The 21,336-nt window shown below is 40.3% G+C and carries 16 protein-coding genes and 1 rRNA gene; 5 read left to right on the forward strand and 12 right to left on the reverse strand.

Features of this window, described 5'->3' with window-relative positions; all coding sequences use genetic code 11:
* Positions 1–289 precede the first annotated feature (289 nt).
* Positions 290–1,057 (reverse strand): queuosine precursor transporter, encoded by a 768-nt coding sequence (locus AC13FX_RS00255; RefSeq protein ID WP_482878402.1) that lies wholly within the window; start codon positions 1,055–1,057, stop codon positions 290–292.
* 119 nt (positions 1,058–1,176) lie between these two features.
* Between AC13FX_RS00255 and AC13FX_RS00260 the strand changes: the two genes are divergently transcribed.
* From AC13FX_RS00260 to recQ, 3 genes are all read left to right on the forward strand, one after another.
* Positions 1,177–1,917 carry a hypothetical protein gene (locus AC13FX_RS00260; protein WP_482878403.1) on the forward strand — a complete coding sequence of 247 codons (741 nt, stop codon included), beginning with the start codon at positions 1,177–1,179 and terminating at the stop codon, positions 1,915–1,917.
* On the forward strand, positions 1,910–3,247 hold the full coding sequence (locus AC13FX_RS00265; RefSeq protein WP_482878404.1) for an ABC1 kinase family protein: 1,338 nt from the start codon (positions 1,910–1,912) through the stop codon (positions 3,245–3,247). The genes AC13FX_RS00260 and AC13FX_RS00265 overlap by 8 nt, the downstream gene beginning before the upstream one ends.
* Before the next feature lie 477 nt (positions 3,248–3,724).
* Positions 3,725–5,944: a DNA helicase RecQ gene (gene recQ, locus AC13FX_RS00270; protein ID WP_482878405.1), complete on the forward strand. Its 2,220-nt coding sequence runs from the start codon at positions 3,725–3,727 to the stop codon at positions 5,942–5,944.
* Between the two features lie 332 nt (positions 5,945–6,276).
* On the opposite strand, the gene AC13FX_RS00275 is transcribed toward recQ, so the two are convergent.
* The 7 genes from AC13FX_RS00275 to hisC form a co-directional block, all read right to left on the reverse strand.
* The gene (locus tag AC13FX_RS00275; protein WP_482878406.1) at positions 6,277–6,480 is read right to left on the reverse strand and encodes a hypothetical protein; all 204 of its coding nucleotides are present in this window, start codon (positions 6,478–6,480) and stop codon (positions 6,277–6,279) included.
* 78 nt (positions 6,481–6,558) lie between these two features.
* Entirely contained in the window at positions 6,559–7,506 is a 948-nt protein-coding gene (hflC, locus tag AC13FX_RS00280; RefSeq protein WP_482878407.1) for a protease modulator HflC, read from the reverse strand.
* 1 nt (position 7,507) lies between these two features.
* Positions 7,508–8,521: an FtsH protease activity modulator HflK gene (gene hflK, locus AC13FX_RS00285; protein ID WP_482878408.1), complete on the reverse strand. Its 1,014-nt coding sequence runs from the start codon at positions 8,519–8,521 to the stop codon at positions 7,508–7,510.
* Between the two features lie 126 nt (positions 8,522–8,647).
* On the reverse strand, positions 8,648–11,125 hold the full coding sequence (locus AC13FX_RS00290; RefSeq protein WP_482878409.1) for a PP2C family protein-serine/threonine phosphatase: 2,478 nt from the start codon (positions 11,123–11,125) through the stop codon (positions 8,648–8,650).
* Positions 11,126–11,302: 177 nt separating this feature from the next.
* Positions 11,303–13,096: a histidine kinase dimerization/phosphoacceptor domain -containing protein gene (locus AC13FX_RS00295; RefSeq protein WP_482878410.1), complete on the reverse strand. Its 1,794-nt coding sequence runs from the start codon at positions 13,094–13,096 to the stop codon at positions 11,303–11,305.
* Positions 13,097–13,201: 105 nt separating this feature from the next.
* Complete coding sequence (locus AC13FX_RS00300) at positions 13,202–15,280, reverse strand: alpha-ketoacid dehydrogenase subunit alpha/beta (RefSeq protein WP_482878411.1); 2,079 nt, start codon at positions 15,278–15,280, stop codon at positions 13,202–13,204.
* Between the two features lie 98 nt (positions 15,281–15,378).
* Positions 15,379–16,485, reverse strand: coding sequence for a histidinol-phosphate transaminase (hisC, locus tag AC13FX_RS00305; RefSeq protein ID WP_482878412.1), 1,107 nt, complete (start codon positions 16,483–16,485; stop codon positions 15,379–15,381).
* A gap of 146 nt (positions 16,486–16,631) precedes the next feature.
* Here hisC and AC13FX_RS00310 point away from each other — a divergent pair, with 146 nt between their 5' ends.
* Both AC13FX_RS00310 and AC13FX_RS00315 read left to right on the forward strand, forming a co-directional pair.
* A complete protein-coding gene (locus AC13FX_RS00310) occupies positions 16,632–17,327 on the forward strand; it encodes an SDR family NAD(P)-dependent oxidoreductase (protein WP_482878413.1) in 696 nt (231 codons plus the stop codon).
* 54 nt (positions 17,328–17,381) lie between these two features.
* A complete protein-coding gene (locus AC13FX_RS00315) occupies positions 17,382–18,044 on the forward strand; it encodes a hypothetical protein (protein WP_482878414.1) in 663 nt (220 codons plus the stop codon).
* Here AC13FX_RS00315 and AC13FX_RS00320 read toward each other — a convergent pair.
* The 4 genes from AC13FX_RS00320 to rrf form a co-directional block, all read right to left on the reverse strand.
* Positions 18,034–18,891: an SGNH/GDSL hydrolase family protein gene (locus AC13FX_RS00320; RefSeq protein ID WP_482878415.1), complete on the reverse strand. Its 858-nt coding sequence runs from the start codon at positions 18,889–18,891 to the stop codon at positions 18,034–18,036. The genes AC13FX_RS00315 and AC13FX_RS00320 overlap by 11 nt on opposite strands.
* 2 nt (positions 18,892–18,893) lie before the next feature.
* Positions 18,894–19,592: a Sir2 family NAD-dependent protein deacetylase gene (locus AC13FX_RS00325; RefSeq protein WP_482878416.1), complete on the reverse strand. Its 699-nt coding sequence runs from the start codon at positions 19,590–19,592 to the stop codon at positions 18,894–18,896.
* The gene (locus tag AC13FX_RS00330) at positions 19,585–21,078 is read right to left on the reverse strand and encodes an acyl-CoA dehydrogenase family protein (RefSeq protein ID WP_482878417.1); all 1,494 of its coding nucleotides are present in this window, start codon (positions 21,076–21,078) and stop codon (positions 19,585–19,587) included. The genes AC13FX_RS00325 and AC13FX_RS00330 overlap by 8 nt, the downstream gene beginning before the upstream one ends.
* A 126-nt stretch (positions 21,079–21,204) precedes the next feature.
* Positions 21,205–21,314, reverse strand: a 5S ribosomal RNA gene (gene rrf / locus AC13FX_RS00335).
* Positions 21,315–21,336 lie beyond the last annotated feature (22 nt).

Genomic DNA, 21,336 nt, shown 5'->3' on the forward strand with positions numbered 1-21,336 from the left:
CATTGTAAATATCTAATATATACTCTGTGAGCTGACCCTACGCTCTTGGTCATTTTCTATGCAAATTAATGCATCAAAGAATTGAACAAGCTCTCGCTCGCACAAACAATCTGATCTATACTTCATTATGTCTAAGAACTAAACTTTCAGCGAAAAAAAATGCCGACTAAACATCTGTTTGGTCAGCGATTTTCGTTTCCTTGAAAGGATTACAAAGATAGGGGCTGCACCCTATTCACCGCAAGTATTTTTTGAAATAAATTTCTCTTTTTTTATAAAAACTTCTGTGCTATTCAGAATCGTATAATGAGTGCCCTGAGGGGTCTTCATCGTAGTGTTTAAGAAACCTCACTCCCAAATAAAAGAGAGGAGTATCAAAAAGTGCAAAGAAAAACTTAAATAAATATGAATTGATAATAAGGATAATGAGCGTGGCGACAGAATTTACGTTTACTCCGAGGTTCCCGACAAGATATAAAATGGTTAAAATTGCTGTGGAATCTACAAGTTGGCTTAACATAGTTGATGCATTGTTCCGCAGCCACAAATGTTTCCCTCCGGTAAGGTTCTTCCAAAAATGAAACAGACGAACATCCACAGTTTGTGCGGTCAGGTATGCGATCATACTGGCAATGGTATTCCCTACCATGAATTCGTACACCCCTTCAAATAGTTGAATACCTCCACTAACTCCTCCTGTATTCGGAAACCAATGCCCCACCGACATCAATAACAACATAAAGAAGTTCATAAAGAAACCAACCCACACTACAAGCTGTGCTTTTTTCCGTCCAAATAATTCCGAGATCAGGTCGGTAGCTAAAAAGGTAAAGGGGTAAGCTAACACTCCTACCGGTACGCTCATGGTGTATATTGACTCATCCCGAACAGTAGAAGGCGTAATGGATCGCAACCAATTGGGCAACTCCATACTAAATAGTGTTACAAATTTTGTGGTACCGATCACGTTTCCCAACACTAGGGCCGTCAGGAATATCCCTGAAAGAAATAAAAACAGTGCATCCCGTTTATGAAGTTGATTGTAAGATCCCGCCATATATCAAATCAATTTTAAAGTCGATGAAAATAACCAATGAAAACTATTTTTCAATTTCTCTCGTAGCAACGAACTGAAAGACTTACGCATTCGTTTTACCAATGAATAAATCAAAGATCATGAATACCGAAGAATTAAATTTAAAAATTGAACTTACGGAAGTTGCGATAAGCTTATATAATAATGACAAATTCACGATTGCGAATCTGACTGATAAAACCGAAAGATCAGCTTCCGAGATCTACTCGGTATTTCCTAACAAGAATGCCATTCTCAGATTCTATTATCCTTCATTGGTAATAAGATATCGGGCGATGATCAGTGAGATACCGGATTTCGATTCCTACTCTATCAGTGAGAAACTTTCTAATTTTGCCTTCACTCTTTTTGACATGATGGAGCAAGACAGAAAGTTTGTAGAGGAAACTTTCGACAAATTTGAATGGAAATGTACCACAAAAAGTGAGTTCCAACATCAGATCAGGTCGTTGTTTAGAGACTTTTTCACTTCGGATGGCAATATCGCAACCAGTGCCGGATTCTTTATTGGTGATTGGTTTTACGCTTCCCTAAAAACACAGTTTCTTTTCCTGATCAAATTTTGGTTGGAAGATGAGAGTAACGGTCAGGAACGAACTTTTGCCCTTACTGATAAGATCACCGGGTTTATTGAAGAGCTGGCCTACTCAAAGATTATTGATAAGGGATTCGATCTCGCTAAGTATTCTTTCAATGCTTTTGGATTCAATAAACAGGTAGAAGACCTCAATGATTGGGTCTCAAGCTGGTTTGAAGAAGATGAGGAATTTGATGTTGAAATAACGGATGAAGACGAAGAAGAGGCCCCAAAGAATGAGTAAAGATTTTCCTTCATCAAAATTTGAGCGCGGCAGTCGAATTGCCAAAACAGGTATCAAGGTTGGAACCAACTACGCCAAGCGATATCTGAAAAAGAAGACCGGTCAGTCGAATGGTGATTCTGATAATGATTTCCATACCGAAAATGCCAAAGAGGTCTTTAAGGAATTCACCAATCTCAGGGGAACCGCTCTGAAGATCGCTCAGGGCATGAGCATGGATCAGGGTTTCTTGCCTGAAGAATTTGCCGAGGTAATGACTCAGGCTCAGTATTCGGTTCCGCCTATAAATAAAGCATTGGTTCGTTCTATTATAAAGAGAGAATTGGGCGGCTATCCGGAGCAGATCTTTAAGCATTTTGAATCAGAGGCGTTTGCAGCCGCATCCATTGGTCAGGTGCATAAAGCAGAGTTGAAGGACGGACGAAAAGTAGCTATCAAAATTCAATATCCCAATGTGCGGGAGACCATCGATTCGGATCTAGCTCTTGCTAAGATCCTGGTTAAACGTATCGTTAAAAGAGGTGCCAGCATTGATCCGTATTTTGATGAAGTTAAAGCTACTTTGTTGGATGAAACCGACTATATAAAGGAAGGAAAGCAAATAGATCTCTTTCGCGAGCGATTTGGAGGATTGAACATCGTGATGCCGGAGTGGATCGAGGAGTTTTCGACAGATAAGGTTTTATGCATGACCTATCTGGAAGGACGGCATTTGGGAGAATTCCTTAAAGAAGACCCGGACCAGGAAAACCGTGATCATTTTGGTCAGTTGCTATGGGATTTCTTCCATCAGCAGATCCAGGATATGGATTATGTGCATGCCGATACACATCCCGGAAATTTTCTATTTACCTTTGATGGCAAATTAGGTGTCATTGACTTTGGATGCGTGAAGAAATTTCCAAGATCCTTTTTCATGGATTACCTGCGGCTGCTTCCCACACATTTGGAAGATGACCAGGATGCCATCCGGGACCTCTATGAGAAACTCAAGGTCATCAACCCTGACTCAGATAGCCCTGAAAATGAAGAACGCTATTTTAAGTTTGCACGCAACTATGGAATGACCTTCGCAGAACCTTATAAATACGAAGTTTTTGATTTTGGAAATGAAGAGTACCGAAACACCATCAAATATTTCACAAAAGATGCGCCGATCGGCAATGAACCTCGCGGTTCTCAGCATTTCTTATACACCACACGCGTGCACCTGGGGCTTTATAACTTACTCATGAAAATGGGGGCCCACATCAACACCACAAAAAGCAAAGATATACTGAGTAAAATGCTGGATGTTGATTTTGAGGAAGTTGTAGAGACATCAGAATAGAACGCGGATGAGGAGGGTTAAGCAGATGGTCACTCATGCAGTATCAACCTACCCTATTTCTTTTACTATGTAGTATACAAGTGACGACGCAGAGCGATCGTCACCAGTATAAGTATTTAGTTGAAACCCTTCAGGATTGCTGGCCTGTTCGTGGTTTAGCTCCGGGTTCCGCAAGCTTCACCCGGAGTTATTCGTGTTTCATCCTTTCAGGATGATCGATAGATGCCTCTGAATGGAATACAGAAGAGGCGAATTGGGCAGATTTTACTGATCTTTAATTCAATCTTTTTCCGTGATTATCCGCAACATTCGCTTTATCCGCGTTCCATTTCATTACCTCTATCTTACCATTCTCAACATAGGGGTAATTCATGAATTACCCCTACTTTGGACCATACTTTCCTACCTATAGTTAATAATTTCTCAAAAAATCTGTAAGGAATTCGGTATTCATAGCTCTTACCTTAGAAAAAGACGATGAATTATTCACAAACTACTATCGATACCATGCCGGATATCCAGCAAGCAGAACACGTACTTCATGAAGTTTTCGGGTTTGAGGCATTCCGGTCACTGCAGAAAGACATTATTCAAAACGTCCTTAATAAAAAGGATACCCTGGCCATCATGCCTACCGGTGGAGGTAAGTCACTTTGTTACCAGATCCCGGCACTGCTTTTTGATGGGTTGACGATCGTGGTCTCTCCTCTTATATCACTCATGAAAGATCAAGTCGATCAGCTTACCGCTTATGGTATTTCGGCTTCTTATTTGAACAGTTCGCTCTCACCGCAGAAATATGAGGCCACCCTCGATCAGATCCGCAGAAATAAACTGGATCTGCTTTACCTGGCACCGGAGACCTTACTTAAAGGTAACGTTCTGAATCTTCTCTCCGGTTTGAATGTGGAATGCATTGCCATTGATGAGGCACACTGCATCTCCGAGTGGGGTCATGATTTTCGTCCTGAGTACCGACAGCTATCAAGTGTCACAGAAAAATTTGATAATGCGGTCGCGCTTGGTTTGACTGCAACTGCTACTCCACGTGTTCAAAAGGATATTGCAAACTCACTGGGACTTTCCAACGCTAACACCTTCGTCGCCAGTTTTAATAGGAAAAACCTATATCTGGATGTCATCAACAAAAGCAATCCGTTGCAGCAAGTCATTAATTTTCTACGACGGCATGAGGAGGAGTCGGGTATCATATATTGTTTTTCCCGTAATCAGGTGGATGAACTTACGCAGGACCTGAACACCAATGGCTTTAACGCATTACCCTATCACGCAGGACTTGGAGAATCCATCCGTACTCAAAACCAGAATATGTTTATACGGGATGAGGTGGATATCATTGTGGCAACTATCGCATTTGGTATGGGCATCGACAAGCCGGATGTGCGATTTGTGGTACATCATGATATGCCAAAAAATGTTGAATCATATTACCAGCAAATTGGTCGCGCCGGTCGGGATGGCTTGCAGTCCGATTGTCTGTTTCTGTTTAGTTATGGGGATGCCGGAAAGATCCGCTATTTCATTAATCAGAAATCTGGAGAAGAACAACGAGTTGCTGAAGAGCACCTACAAAAGCTAATGGATTATGTTGAGGCTCATCAGTGTCGCCGGATCAAATTGCTTGGATACTTTGGGGAGCATTTCAATGAACCAAATTGTGGCATGTGCGACTTCTGCACAGGCGATACTCCGGAGAGGGAAAATATCACCGTCCCCGTTCAAAAATTCCTTTCCACCATGGCACGAACTGATCAAAAATTCGGATATCATCACATCAAGAATATTCTTGTCGGTTCACGCCGAAAAGAAGTACTGAGGTTTGGTCACAATAATCTGTCAACTTATGGAATAGGAAAAGATCTGAGTCGGCCGGAATGGAAGCAGGTCTATCGCGAACTGATGAAACAGGATATCATAGTGCGGGAATTTGACCATAAAAGTTTGAAGCTGACGCCAAAAGCCATGGAGATCCTTAAGGGGGATCAGGAGGTATATGGGGTGATCGAAGAGCCCGGTGAGCAAAAGCGAACCAAAAACTCAAAATCCGATATTGAATCACTGGATTTCAACCGGAATTTGTTCAAATTGCTCAAAAAACAACGAATGGACCTTGCACGCAATCAGGGAGTTGCTCCCTTTGTCATTTTTGGGGACAGTACACTCATCGAGATGGCTTATTATTATCCGCAGAGCGAAGAGAGTTTGCTTAAGATCCACGGGGTGGGCCGGGCCAAATCCAAGAAATATGGGGCTGATTTTTTAGATGTGATCATAGAATATAGTCAGCAGCATGACCTCAAAGAACGTTCCAAATCGGCTCAACCCAAAAATAGACCTGTTAAAAAAACACTGAGCAAAAAAAGTCGCCCATATGAAGTTGGTCAAATGTTTCGAGATGGACGATCTGTTAAAGACATTGCTTCCCATTTTGATGTTAAAGATGGAACCGTGATCAGCAACCTGGTTAAGTTCGTAAAAGCCGGGGAGTCCCTCCCCAATGATCATTTACTGGATATTTCTTCACTTAATAAAGCTGAGATGAAGCAGGTTCGGAAAGCGTTTGATAAACATGGGCATGAATTGCTTCGTCCGGTTTTTGATGAGTTGGATGAGGCCATCCCTTATGATGAGTTGCGGATCGTTCAGTTGTATTTGATGGTGGAAAATGGAGAATAGTCAGTTCGTTCAAATACGGAGCCTATGTAACGAGGTGGTTAGGACCCTGCTTAGATGACTACATTCATCCCCCTTGTCTTTGTAAATCAGACAAACCAAAAAATTCACAATGAGCGGAATTATGGATTATCAAGTCATTCTATCATTCGGCTCAGTTTAAAGGGGATGTTTATGTATAGATTTTTTAGAGAGCCGGGTGAAAGAGGTTGTTGAATCTCATAATCATAGCTCCCATTATTATATCATTCCCAACTTTTTGAACCGGAGGTTCAGGCATGCGTTCGGAACGAGGAGTATGCAGAGCCTATGGAGAGAGGCTTTAAAAATGGAATTCACTCCTTTGGTTTTGAAGGCTTCTTCCATTTCTGCCAGAAGGTCTCAAAAAGGACCATACCGGCAGACCATAAAATGGATACAAAAACAGTTTCAAACCAAGTGAAGCCTGTATCTGAAAAAATGTATAAGCCTATACCATAGATCGGACCAAATACCATAATACCTACAATAAAGCGGGCAAGCATTTCTTTTTTACTCATAAGAGGAAAAATTAGTTTACATAAAAAAAGCACGGGTTATACACCCGTGCTTCAAAATACCATTATGTGGTAAACTTCCTAATCAATGCTATTTAAATAGCGGAAGAAGTCACTGTTTGTGGAAAGTATGATATTCGTTTCTTTATCAATTGTTTTAGTGTAAGCATTCATAGTTCTGATAAACGAATACAATTCTCTTGACTGAGAATTTCGATTATAGGCCGCATTGTAGATCGCAGCCGCTTCGGCATCAGCTTCACCACGAATGATCTCCGCTTCACGGAATGCTTCAGATTGTATACGAGCCAGATCTCTTTCCTTCTCACCATTGATTCGGGAGGCTTCACCCTGACCTTCTGATCTGAACTCATCTGCAATTCGGTTACGCTCAGAAATCATGCGGTCGTAAACGGTTTGGCGTACATCTTCCACATAATTGACTCTTTTAATTCGAAAATCCAGAATGGCTATCCCAAGATCTGCAGCTCTTTGATTAGCCAGTTCTTGAATATCTTCCTGAATTTGCTGGCGCCCGGTATTGATATCTTCCAATGAGTCTTCTACTACTTCCAGCATCAATGCACCTGTAGTATCAGGTTCACGGTTACTTGATCTTACGATCTCAAGCAGGTCATGGGCAGCAATGGCATTTCGGGTTTCACCATCCAGAATATCATCCAGTCGGGATTGAGCTCCTCTCTCGTTACCAAGGCGTTGGTAAAACTGAAGAGGATCCGTTATCTGCCAACGTGCATAGGAATCCACAAAAATGAATTTCTTGTCTCGCGTTGGGATCTGATTTCGGTCGCCGTCCCATTCCAGATATCGTTTATCAAAAAAGTTCGCTTTCTGAATGAACGGTATCTTAAATTTTAAACCCGGCTCTGTTACTGCATCACCTACTGGGTCACCAAATTGAGTTATGATCACTTGTTCGGTTTCATGCACAATATAAACTCCATCAAATGCTGTAAGAGCTATAGCTAAACCAATTACTGCTAAGATTATTCCTTTTGCCTGTCCCATCTTAATTACCTCCGTTATTATTATTCTGAGGTGAAGATGTCTTTGCTCCGTTTATCTGCATTTGTAGCAAAGGCAGAACGTTATTCCCACTTTCATCCGTAATCGTTTTGTTACCCATTTTAGGTATGATGTCTTCCATTGTTTCTAAAAAGATTCGTTGTTTAGTAACCTGAGGGGCTTTAATGTACTCAGCATAAAGATCATTGAATCGAGAAACTTCACCCTGAGCATTGTTGATCCGTTCAGATGCGTAACCTTCAGCTCTTTGAATAGTTTCTTCCGCCTGCCCACGAGCCCTTGGTATAACTCTGTTGTAATCAGCTTTTGCCTGATTAATCAGTGTTTCCCGTTGTTGTTGAGCCTCATTAACAGCATTGAATGAAGGTTTTACCGGATTTGGTGGATTGATATCCTGTAATACAACCTGTTCAATGGTTATTCCAAGTTCGTATTCTTGTACTAATGATTGTATCAGGTTTTGTACTTCAATAGCTACTTCAGCACGACCAACAGTCAATACCTCATTAACTGTCCTGTCTCCAACGATCTGACGCATGGCAGCTTCAGAGATATCAGAGAGAGTGGATTCTGCATTTCTCACTTTAAACAAATAACTATAAGGGTCATTAATTCGGTACTGAACTACCCATTCTACATCAGCCAGGTTCAGATCACCAGTTAACATGAGGGATTCATCTTCATAACCAGCTTTTTGATACTGTGATTGCACACCTGCATTTACGGTTCTATAACCGAATTCCTGTTTGAGTTGCCTTTCAACAGGAACCAATTCTACCTGATCGATGATCGGTAGTTTATAGTTAAGTCCCGGTTCAACTGTTTCTACATATTTTCCTAACCGCACTACCACACCCACTTCTTCCGGATCTACCGTAAAAAATGTTGTGAATCCAAGAAACAAAACGATCAATCCGATTATAATCGTCCGGATATTTTTCGTGACTTTCTCAAACTGTGGCGGAACATTAAATTCGAAATCTTGTTCTTGAGCCATGTTATTTTATTGGTTGGTCTTGTTTAATTATGATTTCCTGCAGCACTGTTTCACAATAACACAGGATAAATGTGCTTGTTGCAAATAAATTACTACGGAATTTTGAAATCTTGATAAATTTCTACCCTATATCTTCAGGCATATGATAGTGGTATCATCAGCCAATTGATAGTTACTGAATTTTTGAACAGTTCTTTTTATCTCCTGTGAGATCTCCTTCGCACTCAGATTATCTGTATCAATAGATTCTATTAACCTGGGTACTTCATCAAAACCAAATCTTTCCCCCTTTTCATTCACGGCTTCGGGTAGTCCATCTGAATATAGAAGGAAAAAATCTCCCTTCTTCACATTTAAAACCTCACGTCCATATTGAACATGCCTTTGCATTCCCAGGGGGTAAGAAGGTTTTGGAGTGTGAATATATTCAGCAATACCATTTCTTTTAAGGATCGGCCTGCAATGACCGGCATTCGCTATGGCCAGTTTTTGAGATTCTATATCAAGACGGGCAAGCACACAAGTTATGAACGTTCTTTTATCTGTTCGATCAAAAAGTGGTTCGGTAATATCAGAAAGTATTTCGTCCGGGCAGTCATGTTTTATGCGAGATAATAATAACCCACTGGTAAATACTGCCGGCATAGCTGCCCGCATCGATTTACCCGACACATCTACAATAGTCATGGTCAAAGATGATGCATTCCCATTTTCATCTTTTGCCATTATATAGTCAAAGTAGTCACCCCCAACTTCAAATGATGGCATAAAAAAACCATATACATCAAAATTATTGGAAATTGGTGGCTGTAGAGGCATCAACTTATATTGACTTTCCCTCGCTATTTCGATCTCCTTCTCAACCCTGAGGTGTTGGGCTATTCGTTCTTCATATTCAGGAATATACTCCTCAACCTGAGTCACCGATGTACCAAACCTATAAATAACAAAGCCATAAACTAAAACACCCGCCATCAATATATACTGGCCCCATGCCACGTAAGATATTTCAATAGAATCTGCCCCCATATAAGGCAGGGTTAAAAAGAAAACAGTGAAGGTCCACCAGGCAGTACTCACACTCAATAATCCATATTCTTTTATCGCATATACAAATAAGATGGCAATACCAGTATAAATTCCAACATCTTGCCAAATTGTGCCATTTGTACCTATCAGCCTTCCTAAAACAGATATACTAATACCAATTAGAATCACCGACAGAACGCTTACCAACCAATCCTTTTTTATCCAGTTTTTTAGTAATGAATAGATAAACCCGATCTGCCCTGTTGTGACTAACCATGTGGTTGTCCATGCACTCATGTTCATAGTCAATACTTTAGGTGTGATCCCGGCCTCAGCAAAACCAAACTGACTGTCAGCCTGAATGAGAACAACACCGAATGCATATGAAAGTACTGACATCATACCGATCACAATTCCACCCAGGGCAACGCCATGAATCAGTGCAGCACCAGTTTCACTTAAAAAGAAATTTCGTTGCCATAGTGCATCAACCAGATTGACTTGCTTTTGAGACTGAGAACGAGCCAAAGCTTCCCAACTGATATAAGCGAGAGAAGCGTATAGCCCTACTACAAGACCAAATAGTAAATTATTGATCGTCCCAATGAACACGCCTGCATTATTCATAAACGGATCATAACTGTACATGAAGAAGATAGCCCGCCACCCATATACACCTAAGAATATCAGGACAAAGATCGCCAGTGCCCGTCGCCATTCGACTTTCCCTTTGAATATATTTCTGGTTCCAACCGCAAAAATAAGGATCACCAATATTAGTAAAACTGAGAAAAGCACGTAGGAAAACATCATATCCTCTGACCCCTCTTCGGATGCATTGGCTACTAATTTTTTCGGCTCATATGCATCTGTTGCTTCAAATGATGAAATACTAAAACCAAACTCTGTTCTGAATCCCGATTCATCATCAATTTCCCGTACTACAGGCGTCAACTCAAGGATCAGATTCTCAGGTGTGTTGATCTCGCCCGGTTTTCTTTCCCATTGTATTCGCAATGATTCTCCGGGTGAATTTGAGGATAGATTCCTGGGAGAATTTTGCCCTTCACCTGCTAATTCTGTTTCGTTATCCAAAACATCCTGCGTTAGCTCGTAGCTTGCAAGGTCATATGATAAAATATTTTGCACCACGTTTGATGCAAGTGATAACAGGGAGTCGCCCTTGATGAAGATCGGGTTAGGTCTTTCCGGGCTGCTATAGATCCTTATTATACGGCCGGTGTTCGATACATTGAACTTGAGTAAACCTGCATCCTCAAATAGCCCATCAATTGAAGCAAAAGCACTGTTGCTCTTATGAGACCTCCCAATAACTGATTCCCAACTCTGAATATGCATCCCGGCTTCATTAAACCTGGCAGGACTAGCCTCAATTGACACTGTATCGGTGAGGGTTTCATAATATTCCAGATGCTGTCTCCTCATTGACATTACTGCAAGTGTGTCAGTAGAAAACCCAAGTTGAGGGGCAAGGTCATTGAGTTTCTGTTCAACCTGATTCTTACTCTCACTGATCGGTCCCGACGCATAGTAATCGATATTCGGGCGTAACATGAAAAACAAAATGATTCCAGCCAAACCGGTAATTAGCAATATGTAAGTACGCCTATCGATCAATTATATATGCCCTTTAATCTATTGAGTAAAAGTTTGGATCATTTTCTCTTGATCCTGAACGAAACTACGATTTTTTAAGAGCTTTGTTACTTAAATTTTTTGAGCGAACTATTACTAACCTATTCTTTCGAACCTAACCTGAAATTTACTGCCTCTGATATTTGAATTATCAACGATCTGGAAGTCAGCCTTCAACTGGCTACTTAAGGTTTTTATCAATGTTGCCCCAAGTGAATCTGAATTATTGAATTCGTTGATATCAACACCATGACCATCATCCTTTAATACCATATTCACTATGTCCCCATCCATCTGAACATCCAATTGGATCTTACCTGTTTTTTCTCCATTGAATGCATGCTTGTAAGCATTAACTATCAATTCGGTTATTAGCAATGAAAAAGGAATTGCCTGGTTGATACTCAAAGCAATCGGTTGCACATTAGTAGTGATTTCGATGCTTTTATCTTCACTCATATGCATGCTACTTATCGCCTGTAAGAGGTCATTGATATATTTATCGTATTTTATATATGCCAATGACTCACTTTCATAGAGCATCTCGTGAACTAAAGCAATAGACTGAATTCTGACCTGACTATCCGTTAAAGCATCCTGTACATCAGTGTTTTTTGCATTGAAACTTTGCAATTGAAGTAACCCGGAAATAACGGCAAGATTGTTTTTTACACGGTGATGGATCTCGGCTAACATTACTTCTTTTTCTTTAAGCGATGCTCTGATCTGGCGTTCAGCATTCTTACGTTCAGTTATATCACTTGCAACTGCTACACTTCCAACTTTGGTACCGTTGTTGTCTAGCAATTCAGCCTCAGAGAATAAAACCGGTATAGTCCGTGAGTTCTTATGGATCAAAGAAAATTCAAACCAATGATCATTCTTTCTTTTTTGATCGTAGACCTCACCCATTTCAGTGAAATTGTAGAAATGCGTCAAAGGTTTGTTCAGCATTTCATCTTTGGTATAACCGGTTAGCTTAGCAGCAGCTGTGTTTGCTCTTACTAAAACTCCATCGGTATCTGCCACAAAAAGTGCTTCCTGGATCGACTCAATGATATTATCCAGATAAGCCTTTGAAACAGTGGACTTTTGGAGCCTTGAAGCCATCGTATTAAATGCTTCAGCAAGATCACCGATCTCATCTTTCGTTTTATAATCTATTCGTTCATCTAAATTACCCTCACCCAGTTTTTTTGCTGTCCGGCTAACCTCTTCTAATGGATTTGAAATTGAACGGTAGATATAGACCGCCAAACCTACAGCAAACATTACAGACAAAATAGTTGCGATGTAATTTATCAGAGCCGCTTCCTCAAGAGACTTGGTCAATGTCTTGTTTCTATTACTCTGTATCTCCAACACAAATGTCCGGGTTTTTGTGATCTCCGGAATTATGTTATTCCTGAAATAAGGCTCAATGGAAGTTATAAACATCAAGTTTGCCTGGGTTGAATTCTCTGCTCCCAAAATCAACCATTCTCTGGCAATGGACCTGTAGACCTTATAACTGTTGAATAGATCGCTAAGATCTTCAGGCAGTTGTTCATTCTCAGAGATCAGCGAATCGAGTTTTGAAAAAGCCTCCTCAAAATTTGAAAGCTCAGCTTCAAACTTATCGCTCAGGTCTGTTACCGAAGGTAGCTCCTGAACAGTAGTATAATTTGATTCGATCTGATAAGCTTCACGAATACCGTTCAAAAAGATCAGACTCTGGTACAGACTCCTTTCAAGTTCACCGGTGTAGATCACTACACTTGAAGCGTTATTGACTGTGTTCAGTTGTGCTTGTCTAATTTCACCGGTAAAGTGATCCGACACAAAACCTACTATAGCTAATAGCAGGCTCACAAATATAAATCCGATTATGATCTTTGTTCTAAGTCTCAAAAAATAAAGATGAAATTATAAAGACGACACAAAGTATTGATTACACTACGTAATCTCTATAATTGATAAATTAAAAAAGACTCATGTAACATGTATTTACGCTTTTTAGAATTTGATCAAATCTTCAATGGAATCTGAGATCTTTTGGACATTGGGAAGAACCGATTCCATTAGGCTAACATTATAAGGAACAGGAATATCAGGCATAGTCACCCTTTCAATAGGAGCGTCTAGAAATTGAAAGGCTTCGCGCACAAGTACCGCCGCGATCTCTGCACCGAAACCGGCTGTACGGTTATCTTCATGAACAATAAGACACCGGTTTGTTCGCTGAATAGATTCCAAAATAGATTCTTTATCCCAAGGCATCAATGTTCTTAGGTCTAATACATCCGCGGAAACTCCGGTTTTATCAACCGCTTCCTCAGTACGCTCACACATAGCTCCCCAGGTGACTATGGTGATGTCCTCACCATCCCGTAATTTTTTAGCTTTTCCAAACGGAACAATAAACTCATCTCCGGGATAAGGTTTTCGTGCGTATTTTGCATCCAGCAGGTTTCTGTGTTCAAAAAAGACCGTTGGATTGTTACTCCTCATAGCCGAACGTAAAAGGCCGACAGCATCCTCAGCATTACTCGGCATCGCGACTTGCCAACCAATTGCATGTGTAAAGAATACTTCATTACTCATGCTGTGCCAAGGGTCACCGCATTTAGCAAACCCACCCGGCATTCGTACCACGATAGGAGCTGCAAAACGGTTGGCCGTTCTCCATCTGGTGGTCCCACAATTGTTCAGTTGTTCAGTTGCCGGATCAGCATATTTTCGAAACTGAATTTCGGCTACCGGCATCAACCCCTGATAGGCAAGGCCTACCGCTCGACCAATGATACCTTCCTCTGAAAGACTCGTATCAAATACTCTTTCCTCCCCAAACTGTGATTGAAGGTCCATCGTGGCAGCATGCACCCCTCCTTTCTTCCCAACATCTTCTCCAAAGACCACTAGTTTAGGGTTGGTTTCAAGTTCATATCTAAGGGTACGGCGAATGGCCTCGACGATATTAATACGCTGTTTTTCAGGTTTGGGTTCTTCGGTACTGTTTGGAAACTCATGTCCTCCAACTGCCAGACCTCCTATATGCTGAACCTCATCCTCAGCAAAGGCAAATTTTTCTGTTTTGGTGGAGTCCGGTTCCGGCCTGGATAAGGCGGCTTTTGAAGCTTCTTCGATCGTTTTTCCTGCCTTTTTTTCCCAGTTTTTCCAGGTACGTTCAGTGATCTTATCAGGTACCATAAATGTTTTTAATTTCTCAAGCGGATCCATGCCCTGCTCTTTTTTGATCAGCTCCTCATCCTTATAAGCCTGATTATCCTGGTAGGAATGACCGTTTAACCGGGGAACTGTAAGCCTTATCATCGCAGGCCCTTTTCTTTCACGCACGTAATTCACCGATTCTTCAAGCAGGGTGGCTGCTTCCTCAGGATCCGTTCCATCCCCATCATAGATCTTCAGGTTGTTAAATGATTGAAGGTTGTTCGTGATCTTTCCTCCCGGTGTTTGATATTCACTGGTAACCGAGATACCGTATCCATTATCTTCAATATAAAACAGGACCGGAAGATTTTGAGTTGTAGCAATAGTCAGTGCAGACCAAAATCCATTTGTTGCAACTGAACCATCTCCTCCCAGAATGACTGAAATAGCTTTTTCATATTCTTTTTCCTGAAGTACGTTACGGCGGTATTCAATACCCTGGGCCCAACCGATAGCCGGAGTATATTGAGATCCTACATCCCCGGCCATAGGAAGAACCTTAGGACCATCAGCATCTGGTTTATTACATACCACGCCAATATCACGTCCATCACTATACCCCCCGGATTTACCCATGGGTGAAGCCATGGCATCTTCCTCTGAAAGTCCCAAAGTTAAAAGCAGGGGCCTCGATCGGTAATATGCACTCGCAGAATCATGTTTATTGGTCAACAAATTACCTAATAGAATCTGCCCCAATTCATGACCGCGTGCTGAAAATTGATAAAGCACCTCTTTATTAGGTACCAACTCATTTTCTTCTTTCTCATCCATTGCCCGTGAAGTGAGCATAAGTTGAGCTACTTTTTTCCAATCAACCTTTGGTGATTTCTTATTCTTAGATGCCGATTTCTTTTTGGCCATAATGCAAATATTGTAAACTAACTTAAAAATTCATCTCTAAGGTTACGGCATAACGGTTAGCCGAATAAACCTTTATACTTAGTTATAAGTGTTAAATGTTATGAGCACTGTAGAAAAGATTGTTCAAAATGTTCCATTTCATCCGGTAAACCTACTGTAATTCTTATACAATTTGGTAAACCGAAGGCATTGATTCTACGAAGGATTACGCCTTTTTCCAGCATTTTCTGAGTAAAGTCAATCGCTTCTTCTTCCGAAGGCAGGATCATCATCACTGAATTAGAAATTGATGGCATGTAATTCACATTTTGATCATCAAAAAATTTATATAATCGGGTTTTACTCTTTTCAACTACAGCAACACTTTTCCTTAAAAACTCATCATCGTGATAGGCAGCTAATGCAGCAGCTTGGCCTAAAGTTGTAGGCTCAAAGGTAAGCTTCGTCTTCATCATGTTTTTGATAAGTTCTTCATGAGCTATTGCATATCCTACCCTGAATCCTGCAAGCCCATATGCTTTAGAGAAGGTGCGTAGCACGATTATGTTATTCCGATCATAATTTAAAGCCTGTGGATAGTCTTTAATATCTTTAGCGTATTCGTAATAAGCCTCATCCACAACCACTAATACATCCTCAGGAACTTTCTCAATAAAGTCATCAAATTCTTCCTTCGTATTGTAAGTGCCGGTTGGGTTATTTGGATTGGCGATATAAACCATCTTAGTATTTTCATCGATGGCATTGGCGATAGCTTTCAAATCATATTTGTAATCAGAAGTTATCGGGATCTTTTTTAAGTGTACGCCTCTTACCCCGATCTGAACAAAGAAACCTACAAATGTTGCCTCAGCTGTTATCGCATTTTCTTTATTCAGGAAAAAAGTCTTACAGAGTATGGATATAATACTTTCAGAGCCGGCTGCTAAAATAACATTTTCCGGTTTTACATTATTTCGGTCTGCAATCGCAGCCTTTAATTTTCTTGCAACAGGATCTGGATAGTCCTGAATTTGTTTGAATGCTTCATCGACCGCTGCTTTTACTTTTGGGCTACACCCGAGACGGTTCTCATTTGAAGCAAGTTTAGCAACCTTTTCAGGCTTATAGAGGTCGACTACTTCAGCGATAGTTTTACCGGCTACGTAAGGCTTAAGAATTTCAATATTTTTAGGAACTAATGGTTTGCCGGTTTTTGAATTCATTAAGTAAGCCTTACTTTAATTTTAAATTTATTGATAAGAAATTTACCATTAAAAAAGCGCTTTTTCCAAGCTATTGGGAACTTAACCCAACAATTTACATTTGCTTTTATAGAATATATTAACCTAGGCATCATTCACTTAACCTTATGAGTAAAACAATTATTGTTACCGGAGCAAGTCGGGGAATAGGATATCATACAGCTCTGAAATTAGCTAATGAGGGGCACACCGTCATAGCCACTGCAAGAACAGAAAGCAACCTTCTTAAACTTGCATCAAAACCTGAAAACGGCAAAATACTACCTGTTGCTGCCGACCTCACTATTCCTGAACAAATTCAAAAAATTGCCGATCATGCCAAAGAACTTGGTAATATTGATGGCCTTATAAATAATGCAGGTCTTGTACATAGAGAGTCATTTGTTGACACCGATATTGAAGTTTTTAAAAATCTAATGGATGTGAATGTATTTGGTATCGTTCGGTTAGTGAAAGCACTAAAACCTTTTATGAATAATGGAAGTCACATATTGAATATATCTAGTATGTCCGGATTCCAGGGTAGTTTGAAATTTCCCGGTCTTTCAGCATATGGAGCAGCTAAAGCCGCAGTAATTGGCCTTTCTGAGGTTTTAAGTGCTGAGTTTGCCGAAGATCATATCAGTGTTAACTGCCTGGCAATTGGTGCCGTACAAACAGAAATGCTATCTGAAGCTTTTCCGGGATTTGAGGCGCCTGTCTCACCCAACCAAATGGGAAGTTATATTGCTGATTTCATCCTGAATGGGCATCAGTTTTATAATGGCAAAGTATTGCCCGTTGCTCTTAATGACCCCGGTTAAGCTTAGCTTTAACTTTCAATATTCACTAAATTAATTTAAAAATATCATTACGGAATGCAGAAAGTCACTACAGCTTTAGTTCTTATTTTAACTTTTTTATTTAGTTCGAACACGGTTAAGTCTCAATCCATTGAATTACTTGCCGGAAATACTCTAAACGGAACCGTTAATGGCACACTCTTGGGAGGAGCTGTTATGGGTTTAACCAATGACTCAGATTTTGCGCCACTAAGAGTTGGTGTTGGTTTAGGCACACTATATGGTATCGGAGTTGGAGCCTATGATATCTCTCAAACAAACGGAAGTTCAATGATCGTTACAGGAACATTTAATGATGGAAATAATTCATCTATCATTGTTCTTCTCGATACATTTTACGGTGCGGCTGCCGGGTCCGTAATTGCGAGTTCAGTAATGCTTATTGCTAATGAACCCATAGTTAAAGGACTTCAGTATGGGGCATCTGCCGGAGCTATAGCCGGTTTTGGTTTTGGCATCATTGACTCATTTATTCTTTCAGATCGAATCATACCGGGTGCTTCTGCTTTTAGTCCTTCTAAAACAGCTGATGGATTGATCGCAGTATCATTCAATAATGGAAAAAGTGTTGGTTTTATTTCCCCGTCATTATTTAACACGTATGATATCAGCAATGATCAGATCCGAGCTAATCTTACCCCAACTGTGAACTTGCTTAATTTCAGGATCAATCTTTAGGTTCAGCCAATTTTTTTATTATGGCTTTCACTGTTTCCATATGTCCTGACAAAGAATGATGCAGACCATCCGGTAAATAATTCCATGCCTGGGGTTCACCTTCTCCCATGCGCCGTGCTGTTGAATCAATAATTGCCCCTTGTTTTCCGGCGATCAATTCCTGAACCTGACTAAGATCTTTCTTTTCGATAGTAAAATCGTACAGTGGGTTTTCATTGAGCATATCAGTAATGACAGGTGCCGGCGTTACCCAGATCACAGGGTTTGAAACTCTTTCATCCAATATGGTCTGAATCGTTTCAATATTCTCCCATGTTTCAGAAAGAGGCATTAAAGTTCGATGAGGTGCAATATTTAAGCGTTGTGCATCAAAAGTCCCTAATGCCACTATAACCCAATCCGGATCATGGATGATCACATCTCTGTCGATCCGTCTCAAAGCTTCACTCGTAGTATTATAAGACACACCTGCATTTATAAAATTAAAATCTGCTTCTTCGGTTGAGATCTCCAATACATGTTTTAGTATTGTGAACCATCCCTGGGCATCCTCAGTAATCGAGTCTCCAAAAGCTACGATCGTCTCTTCTCCATCAATAGGTAGTTTATCCAGACAATCAACTATATCGTCATCTTTTAGTATTTCTAATGCAGCCTCACGGGCATTTTCATTCATATTATCCCGAAAAGTTTTTAGCTCACCTTCCGTAATTCCAAATAAACCGGCTTCTGATTCAATTGATGCCTTTCCGGGAAATAGCGGAATTCGCCTCTCAACATGATAGAATGGTATCATGAACTGTTCTAAAATACCTTTTTCCTCTTCGCTAGCTTTTCGCTCAGCCATTTTTATCTCTTTCTAATTAATTTGTTAACTAATTTTGGTGTACCTGAACCGGCTTTTTCTTTTATATGATGCCATCCATATATATCATGAAACTTTGGTTCAGAAGGGTCTATGATATATTTATCAATACTCTGTTTTGCACAATCGATCAAACCGGCAGCCGGATACACTGCAAGGGAGGTTCCTATAACTATAAGTATATCCGCTTTTGAGGTGATCTCAGCTGCAATGTTCAGGTTAGGAACCAATTCTCCAAACCAAACCACATGTGGTCGCAATTGTGATCCATCTGCTGCTTTATCTCCGATCTGTATAGGTTGATGCCCTATATCAACAATATGATCATTCACTAAACTGCTTTTTGCTTTTGAGACTTGGCCATGAAGATGAAGTACATCCTTTGAACCGGCTTTCTCATGAAGCTCATCAATATTTTGTGTTATGATCTGAACTTCATAATGTTCTTGAAGCTGAACTAAAGCTTTATGGGCTAAATTGGGTTCTGCCTCATATGCTTGTTTGCGCCTTAGATTGTAAAACTCCAAAACCCTTTCGGGGTCTGATCTCCAACCTTCAATTGATGCAACTTCATTTATGTCATAACCTTCCCACAGGCCTCCTGCGTCTCTGAAAGTCGATAGTCCACTTTCAGCACTGATCCCGGCTCCGGTAATGACAACTATCTGTTTATTCTCAGGCATTCACCATAGAAAGTTTAAACCAAGAACTATCATTCTTGTAGTCTAGAACTATATCAGATTTTCCGCCAGTTTTGTAGGTTTGAATGATTGAATTAACCTCATCCTGAAGAACCAGAACTGCATTTTGGATGAGTTCTTTATTAAAACCCTTATCCCCTAAAGTCAGGGTAAACTCAATTGAAATTATTCTTCCAAGAGCTTTTCCAAGGTCAACTAATTTTCTTTGAGGCATTTTAGGATCAACCTCAAAGTCTAACAAGTCTGTGAAATATTCTGAAGATCTTTGAGTCAGATGAAATTCACTTAAAAAATCCTGCAGATTCTGTTTCTTTAGCTTTCTCATCATTTTCAATACAGATTCAGTCATCTGTTGATATAGAATATCATTTGAACCTTCAAATATTTGAAATGGGCGACTATCAACAACAGACCTGCCTGCTATACTATCTAATCTATAGCCCATAGCTCCTTTCAACTGTAATAAAGATTGTGAAGCACGTTGCATGTAATCTGTTACCAGTGATTTGATTGTATTAGCTTCCAGATCCATCCTCGAAGTATTTTTATCCAAAGGAACATGTGTACTGGTAAAGTTACACATTGCAGAACATACCGTAAAATAGGCTTGAATTACAGAAACCCTATGTTTAACCTGATCATAATCTATCAAACTTTGGCCTCCAACCAATCTGTTTTTACAATGATCAATAGCCTCATCCATCATTCTTCTTAAGAATCCCATTCCCATTCCGGGGAATTGCAATCTGCTTCTGTGCAGGAGATCCAGCATCATCGTAACACCAGTACTTTTTGGTTGAAGCTTATGATCTTCACCTACTGTAATATTTACCTTATTCTTACCATAAGGTAGCATATACAGGCCCAGATTATTGTAATACTCTTCAACCTCTATTCCACCGTTACGAGTGTCATGGATAAAGAATGAAATATCCCTTCCGAGGGAGCCATTCTCATTCATTTCTCTTGCTGTAATCAACCAGTAATCAGCCATTCCAGTTAAACCACCCCAGTGTTTGGTGCCTTTGATCCTATATTCATCTTCACCAACTTTTTGGTAAGAAGTCTGCATTTTAAGAGCATCAGAACCAAATTCCGGTTCTGTGATCATCAAACCTCCAAGTTTATTAGAGTTGATAACCCTGTCATATATCTCTTTTTTGACATCTTCAGTCGCGTAATTCGCTACCGGTTGTAGAAATAAAGCACCATTTATCCCCATCATTAGTGACAACGGAAGTGACTCGTATGAACTCGCTTCAAGCATACTTAATGCTTCAGCAGTGTGAGCACCGTAACCGCCGTATTCAGTTGGGATAAAAGAGGCAAGGGGAGAGAGATCCAGGATCTCATTTAAAGTATCATCTTCAATACCTCTTATAAGAGTATTATCTTTTGCATCTTTCCTTTCAGAAAAAATATTGGAGAGCTTTTTCTTATAGTCTTCTAAAAATCTTTGAAAATCCAATGTTGTGTCCTTTGATTACTAAATTACATGGAACGGGTATTTAATATAACCATTCCTGAGGGGCTTTTCTGTAATTCTTGGCAAAAAAAAAGCTCATCCTGAGTGGATGAGCTTATGTAAAAAGGAAGAAGGCGACGACCTACTCTACCGCTTGTGGCAGTACCATCGGCGCTGCAGGGCTTAACGGCCGTGTTCGGGATGGGAACGGGTGGGACCCCTGCGCTAGAGTCACCTTCAATAAAATCAGTATATGGACCC

The sequence above is a fragment of the Gracilimonas sp. B-17 genome (assembly GCF_056857935.1).

What these genes read in the sequence shown, in the direction of transcription:
- AC13FX_RS00310 (WP_482878413.1), top strand. Translation starts at nt 16,632, where the DNA reads ATGAGTAAAACAATTATTGTTACCGGAGCAAGTCGGGGAATAGGATAT.
- AC13FX_RS00265 (WP_482878404.1), top strand. Translation starts at nt 1,910, where the DNA reads ATGAGTAAAGATTTTCCTTCATCAAAATTTGAGCGCGGCAGTCGAATT.
- hflK (WP_482878408.1), bottom strand. Translation starts at nt 8,521, where the DNA reads ATGGCTCAAGAACAAGATTTCGAATTTAATGTTCCGCCACAGTTTGAG.
- AC13FX_RS00290 (WP_482878409.1), bottom strand. Translation starts at nt 11,125, where the DNA reads ATGTTACGCCCGAATATCGATTACTATGCGTCGGGACCGATCAGTGAG.
- AC13FX_RS00325 (WP_482878416.1), bottom strand. Translation starts at nt 19,592, where the DNA reads ATGCCTGAGAATAAACAGATAGTTGTCATTACCGGAGCCGGGATCAGT.
- AC13FX_RS00320 (WP_482878415.1), bottom strand. Translation starts at nt 18,891, where the DNA reads ATGGCTGAGCGAAAAGCTAGCGAAGAGGAAAAAGGTATTTTAGAACAG.
- recQ (WP_482878405.1), top strand. Translation starts at nt 3,725, where the DNA reads ATGAATTATTCACAAACTACTATCGATACCATGCCGGATATCCAGCAA.
- AC13FX_RS00300 (WP_482878411.1), bottom strand. Translation starts at nt 15,280, where the DNA reads ATGGCCAAAAAGAAATCGGCATCTAAGAATAAGAAATCACCAAAGGTT.
- AC13FX_RS00260 (WP_482878403.1), top strand. Translation starts at nt 1,177, where the DNA reads ATGAATACCGAAGAATTAAATTTAAAAATTGAACTTACGGAAGTTGCG.
- AC13FX_RS00275 (WP_482878406.1), bottom strand. Translation starts at nt 6,480, where the DNA reads ATGAGTAAAAAAGAAATGCTTGCCCGCTTTATTGTAGGTATTATGGTA.
- AC13FX_RS00255 (WP_482878402.1), bottom strand. Translation starts at nt 1,057, where the DNA reads ATGGCGGGATCTTACAATCAACTTCATAAACGGGATGCACTGTTTTTA.
- AC13FX_RS00315 (WP_482878414.1), top strand. Translation starts at nt 17,382, where the DNA reads ATGCAGAAAGTCACTACAGCTTTAGTTCTTATTTTAACTTTTTTATTT.
- hflC (WP_482878407.1), bottom strand. Translation starts at nt 7,506, where the DNA reads ATGGGACAGGCAAAAGGAATAATCTTAGCAGTAATTGGTTTAGCTATA.
- hisC (WP_482878412.1), bottom strand. Translation starts at nt 16,485, where the DNA reads ATGAATTCAAAAACCGGCAAACCATTAGTTCCTAAAAATATTGAAATT.